This is a genomic window from Synechococcus sp. H60.1 (assembly GCF_047462335.1).
Classification (GTDB): Bacteria; Cyanobacteriota; Cyanobacteriia; order Thermostichales; family Thermostichaceae; genus Thermostichus.
The window spans coordinates 1-4,994 of the sequence record NZ_JANSJA010000206.1 but is presented as its reverse complement, the minus strand read 5'-3'; the positions used below and the strand labels follow the sequence as shown (position 1 = coordinate 4,994).

General features: G+C 60.1%; 8 protein-coding genes. 5 read left to right on the top strand and 3 right to left on the bottom strand.

Going from position 1 to position 4,994, the window contains the following annotated elements:
• A partial coding sequence (locus tag NW852_RS10315; RefSeq protein ID WP_414426713.1) for a biotin transporter BioY occupies window positions 1-438 on the top strand: 438 nt, incomplete at its 5' end.
• 141 nt (window positions 439-579) lie between these two features.
• Entirely contained in the window at window positions 580-1,020 is a 441-nt protein-coding gene (locus NW852_RS10310; RefSeq protein ID WP_414371261.1) for a hypothetical protein, read from the top strand.
• Between the two features lie 111 nt (window positions 1,021-1,131).
• Here the strand turns inward: NW852_RS10310 and NW852_RS10305 are convergent, their stop codons facing one another.
• On the bottom strand, window positions 1,132-1,248 hold the full coding sequence (locus tag NW852_RS10305) for a photosystem II reaction center protein I (RefSeq protein WP_011431538.1): 117 nt from the start codon (window positions 1,246-1,248) through the stop codon (window positions 1,132-1,134).
• 265 nt (window positions 1,249-1,513) lie between these two features.
• Here NW852_RS10305 and NW852_RS10300 point away from each other — a divergent pair, with 265 nt between their 5' ends.
• Both NW852_RS10300 and hemB read left to right on the top strand, forming a co-directional pair.
• Window positions 1,514-1,762 (top strand): serine aminopeptidase domain-containing protein, encoded by a 249-nt coding sequence (locus NW852_RS10300; RefSeq protein ID WP_414371264.1) that lies wholly within the window; start codon window positions 1,514-1,516, stop codon window positions 1,760-1,762.
• A gap of 24 nt (window positions 1,763-1,786) precedes the next feature.
• Window positions 1,787-2,776, top strand: coding sequence for a porphobilinogen synthase (hemB, locus tag NW852_RS10295; RefSeq protein WP_414371267.1), 990 nt, complete (start codon window positions 1,787-1,789; stop codon window positions 2,774-2,776).
• A gap of 9 nt (window positions 2,777-2,785) precedes the next feature.
• Here the strand turns inward: hemB and NW852_RS10290 are convergent, their stop codons facing one another.
• The gene (locus tag NW852_RS10290) at window positions 2,786-3,172 is read right to left on the bottom strand and encodes a hypothetical protein (protein WP_414399213.1); all 387 of its coding nucleotides are present in this window, start codon (window positions 3,170-3,172) and stop codon (window positions 2,786-2,788) included.
• Between the two features lie 453 nt (window positions 3,173-3,625).
• On the opposite strand from NW852_RS10290, the gene NW852_RS10285 reads away from it, so the two are divergent.
• Window positions 3,626-4,555 carry a TIGR01777 family oxidoreductase gene (locus NW852_RS10285; RefSeq protein WP_414371270.1) on the top strand — a complete coding sequence of 310 codons (930 nt, stop codon included), beginning with the start codon at window positions 3,626-3,628 and terminating at the stop codon, window positions 4,553-4,555.
• A gap of 163 nt (window positions 4,556-4,718) precedes the next feature.
• Here the strand turns inward: NW852_RS10285 and NW852_RS10280 are convergent.
• Window positions 4,719-4,994: cation transporting ATPase C-terminal domain-containing protein (locus tag NW852_RS10280; protein ID WP_414426712.1), on the bottom strand; the 276-nt coding region annotated here is incomplete at its 5' end.

Here is a 4,994-nt window from a genome sequence, read left to right as displayed (position 1 = left end):
GCCCAGATTGTCTATCTGGGATTGGGGTTGGCGGGGCTGCAGGTGTTTGCCCAGGGAGGCGGATGGCAATACCTGTACCAGCCCGCCTTCGGCTACCTGCTGGGCTTCCTGCCCGCGGCCTGGGCCTGCGGGACAATGGCCTTTCGACACACGGATCCTCACTTACCGACCGCTTCCTTTCCCCCTCGCCGCAACCCCTACGTGCTGCCCAGCATCTCTGCGCCAGTGCGCCTGCAGGACTTGGGATCTGCCAGCTTGGCAGCTCTGGCCTTGGTTCACCTGACCGGAATTGTCTATCTTTTGGCCACCCAACCTTGGGATGGGGAGTTGCTGAGATTGATTGGCCTCTACTCAGGCTACACCTTGCCGGGGCAGCTCATCGTAGCCGGCTTTGTTGCTGTCATGGCCTTGATCCTGCGGCGCTTGCTGTTGTTTTAGCGCAAGAGATTCTCTATCTTTGCGCGATTGCGCATCTGCTCTAGGGCTGGAGCAGCAAAGATTAGCCTAGAGGCAAACTTGCCCCCGCGAGGGGACAAGAGGTTTCCAAGTTTCTGCAAAGTTTTGTGAGGAGAGACAAGAATGCGACGCGCTGTGCTAACTCTCTTGGCAACGGGCTTTCTAGCCACCCCTCTGACCGCCTGCGGCAACAGCGGCAGCTCTGGCGGATCGATTATCGTTCCACCCCAAAGCCCAACCGTTGCCTTTATCAATCCGCCTACCTCTGTGCGCATAGGCACCTCCACACCGGCTTTCACGGTGCAGGTGAGTGTGCCCGGCGGCGCCCGCTCAACCCAGTTTGTGGAACTGGAAACCTTTAACCCGCTTGGCACGCGCGTCCAAAGAGAAATCTTTAACCCGCAGCAGGTTGGCTGCAGCGCAGGTGCCACTTTCTGTAGCTTCAACACCGACTTCCGGGTTGCTCCTGGCGATCCTGCCGGCGTTTGGCAGTTCCGCATCACCGCTTTCGATCAGCAGAACCGCTCTGGATCCCAGACTCTTCTGATTACAGTCTTTCAATAGGCAAGCTAAGTCGCTGCTTTGGGTTGAGAGCCAAGCGAAAGCAGAGGGTGCATCAAGCACCCCCTTAAGGCGTTAGCCATGCTCACCAGGAACGCCCAAGCGCGGGATCCCTCATTCCATGTCCCGACGGTTGGGGTTGCGGGCAGGGTCGTTGCTCAAGAAACCAAAGACAAACAGTCCCACAAAAAAGATTACCACCGCGTAAACAGAGATTTTCAGTAACAGCATAGTTTCAGCAACCCGTTTCCAAGTGGATGAAGCGAACAAGCAACAAGGCAATGGTAGAGCAAAGACAGACTGCCACAGAGACGGGATCCCGTCAAACCTGAGGCTCAGCAAAAGTTCTTCACAAGATCATACCCCCCAGCAGCTCGTTATTCCTGCCCTTGGCCGCGATTGGTCCCGAAAACGCCTCGGACACTTGCCGGAAAAGGGCCGCAAAGCTCGGCCAGATAAGGATCCCTGGCAAGGGGCAAAATTGTTAAGAAATGTTTTGAAGCGAAAAGCAACATCGCGCTCCCTTAGCGACAGGGGTGTAACGCGGGCCAGATTTACAGCCGAGCTGGCGGGCAGTGGGCAGCGCTGCCTTGACCAAGCCCATTGGCCAGAACTGCCGGTTCTGGCGCTCTATACCTCCGCCGATATCGTTGTCAATCCTACCGGCGCCGTGGAGCTTGCCCGCCGGCTGCCTCAGGGAGAGATCCACGATAACTTAGCCCCTAGCGACCTCATGGCAAAATAGAGAGGCCCTCTTTCTCCTGCTCCTATGAGCCAAGACCTGATCTACCGTCCCCGCCGGCTGCGGCGCACCGAAGCCCTTCGCCAACTGGTTCAGGAGACCCACCTGCGGGTGCAGGATCTCATCTACCCCCTGTTTGTTATGGAGGGAGAGAACCAGCGGCAAGAGGTGGAGTCCATGCCCGGCTGCTACCGCTACACCCTGGATCTGCTCCTGAAGGAGGTGGAGGAGGCGGCCAACTTGGGGATCCCGGCTGTGGCCCTCTTCCCGGTGGTGCCCGAAGAAAAGAAAGACCCCACGGGGCGGGAATCCTTTAACCCAGAAGGGTTGATCCAGCGGGCGGTGCGGCGGATCAAGCAGGAGATCCCCGAAATCCTGGTGGTGACGGACGTAGCCTTGGATCCTTACAACAGTGACGGCCACGATGGCATTGTGCGGGATGGGGTGATCCTCAACGACGAGACGGTGGAGGTGTTGGTCAAGCAGGCCCTCTCCCAAGCAGAGGCGGGAACCGACGTTGTTGCCCCCTCTGATATGATGGACGGTCGCGTCGGCGCCATTCGCGAAGCCCTAGACGAGCAGGGCTATACCGACGTGGCCATCCTGGCCTACTCCGCCAAGTATGCCTCTGCCTTCTACGGCCCCTTCCGCGATGCCCTGGGATCTGCGCCCAAGTGGGGGGACAAGAAAACCTATCAGATGGATCCCGCCAACGCCCGCGAGGCCCTCAGGGAGGTGGAGCTGGACGAGGCCGAAGGGGCCGATATGGTGATGGTGAAGCCGGCCTTGGCCTACCTGGACATCATCTATCGGGTCAAGGAAGCGACGGATCTGCCCGTGGCCGCCTACAACGTGAGCGGCGAATACGCCATGATTAAGGCTGCCGAGCAAAAGGGCTGGATCGACGGCAAGAAAGTGATGATGGAATCGCTCTTGGCTATGAAGCGAGCCGGCGCTGACATGATCCTCACCTACTTTGCCAAAGAGGTGGCCTTGCTCTTGAAGCAGTCCTACTAGCTAGGTCAGCTACGGTCTCCCAAGCGGCTGGGGAGATTGTCCGATCCAGGCAGGGGAAACATTCTTCTCCTCGTCGGCCACCAGGCTACTGGGATCCACCAGGCGCACCTGGATTTGATCGGGCGGCACGCGGTTGAGACGTTCTTTGATCAGAGCCTGTCGTTGAAGGGGATCCATGCCGCGATCCACTTCTTCCTGCAGCCGAGAAAGCCGGGTTGAGAGAATTTCGATGTGATGCTCCAAAACCTGCAGGCGGTGGTGCTGGGCCAACTGTACTGGCAAGAGACGATACAGGCCGCCGAGGGCAGCCGCGGTAAAGAGGAAGTTTACCCCGATGCGACAGACCACTTCCCAGGTTTGCGGCTCTGGCACCGGCCGTTTCCGCAGATAGGACAAGCTTCTGGAGCGAGAAGCTCGAACGGGGATCGTTGGCTGGCTGGCAACCAGCGCTCCTTGCCTCCCTGCTCGGACTAGGGATCCCTGGGAGCGACTGGAAAGGGGCAGCCCAGGCCCAGCAACCTGCTCCACCTGTAGAGGCAAGGGGCGAGCTGGAGTGCGGGAAGAAGACTTGGGTGCCACGGGTAAAGGGAAGAAGGTAAGGGGATAAGGAACCGCTGCTGCTGCCAGGAAGCGCAGCTAGGGCTTATTGAAGCCGATTTTCCCAGGTATGTCAGGGGCTGGCCCCAGACTTTTTTCTTTTCCGTCTTTTCAGCGCCAACTCGGCATGGCCTGGGCTGGTTTTGCAATTCCCGCAAGACGACCACGGCCAAGACTGCAGACGCGCTAGGCTAGAGGTTCAAGGGGGGAATGCTCTGCACAGATCCCAGGGAGTTGGAGAAGGAAAGTCCTATGCGCATTGCCATCACGGGCGGGAGTGGTTTTATCGGGCGCCGCCTGGTGGCCCGCCTGCTGGAGCGGGGAGATGAGGTGTTGGTCTTGAGCCGCCGCCCTGAGCAGGTCCGCCACGTTCTGGGAGTATCCCCCCACCTCAAGCTGCTGGGGTACGATCCCTACCAACCGCAAGCCTGGGCCTCAGCTCTGGAAGGGTACGAGGCCGTTGTCAACCTGGCTGGGGAGCCCCTAGCCTCTTCCCGCTGGACAGAAGCCAAGAAAAGAGAAATCCGCCGCAGCCGCGTGGAAACCACCCAGGCTCTCGTCCAGGCTCTTGCCTCTCTCGACCCAAAGCCCCAGGTGCTGATCAGCAGCTCGGCAGTGGGTTACTACGGCTCCCGACCCGAAGGGGATCCCCTAACGGAGGCGGCTCCGCCAGGCCAGGGCTTTTTGGCAGAAGTCTGTCAAGCCTGGGAAGCCGCCGCCCGCCCGGCGGAGGAGCTGGGGATCCGCCTGGCCATCCTGCGCACGGGGATTGTCCTGGGGCCCGCTGGGGGAGCCCTGGCCCAAATGCTTGCCCCCTTTCAGTTTTTCCTCGGCGGCCCCCTTGGCTCTGGCAAGCAGTGGGTCTCCTGGATCCACCGCGACGACTGGGTAAGCCTGGTCTGCTTCCTACTGCAGCAGGGATCCGGCGTCTTCAACGCCACTGCCCCCAACCCTGTGCAGATGGAAGAGTTCTGCCGCACTTTGGGACAAGTTTTGGCCCGCCCCTCGTGGCTGCCGGTGCCGGCGCTGGCCCTAGAACTGCTGCTGGGCGAAGCGGCTCAGGTGGTTCTGACGGGGCAGAGGGTGATCCCTCAGGCCGCGCTGCAGCTGGGTTTCACCTTCCAATATCCCCACTTAAAAGAAGCCTTGCAGCAAATCCTCATTCCCCAGGCCAGCCGCTAGGCGCAGCTCTCTGGCGAAAAACGAGAGGCAGGCCCTCACCGCCCCTTCCAAAGATCTGGGGAAGACTCTCTGGATCCCAGCCCTAGAAAGCCTCTTGGAGACAGTAGCCATCCCTAGGGTGATTTCAGGCCAGTTGGGGGCACCCCTTTGGTCTTCCCTAGGATTAGGTTTTCCTGGGTGAGCGGGCCAGCGAAGCGCCTTCCGGATCCACGCGGTTGGCCAACGCTGCAACCCCGATCATCGGCAAGCTCACCAGTAGACAGAAGCCCCACTGCGCCCAACTCAGGGGTGCTGTCTCGAAGAGAGTGTTGAACAGGCTCCATTGGCTAAAGAGGATCTGCAGTAGGATGGCCGCCCCAATGCCAATGGCAATAGCCGCCACATCCATTAAGCGTTCGTGGCGCTCCAACTGGCTGGCGCGCCCGCGGCCCAACAGGGT